A 375-nucleotide genomic window follows, 5' to 3' on the forward strand; every position below is an offset into this window, starting at 1 on the left:
AAGTCCTATCAAGGCAGCGCGCAATACGGCTACAACCCCGTCGAGCAGTTCCAGAGCATGCACCGCACCAATCCTGGGGAGCAGGGCCAGCATATCGAAAGCCTCAACTACGACCCGGCCGGTAACCTGTTCGACGGCTACCGGGTCAACGGCCTGATCAAGCACAACCGGGTGCATGTGTATCAGGACAAACGTTATCGCTATGACCGCTTTGGGCGGCTGAGCGAAAAGCGTATTGGCAGCAACCGCATTCAGCGCTTCGAGTACGACGCCGAACACAGACTGATCGGCGTGCATCAACAGAACGGTGCCCTGCGCCAACGGGTGGTGTTTGGCTACGACCCGCTGGGCCGGCGGATCAGCAAGCTGGTGTAC

1 protein-coding gene is annotated in these 375 nt (G+C 59.5%); it reads left to right on the forward strand.

What is annotated here, in order from left to right; all coding sequences use genetic code 11:
- A partial coding sequence (locus ACE04F_RS21685) for a hypothetical protein (RefSeq protein WP_486109865.1) occupies window positions 1-375 on the forward strand: 375 nt, incomplete at both ends.

The organism is Pseudomonas sp. AGC41 (genome assembly GCF_057334555.1).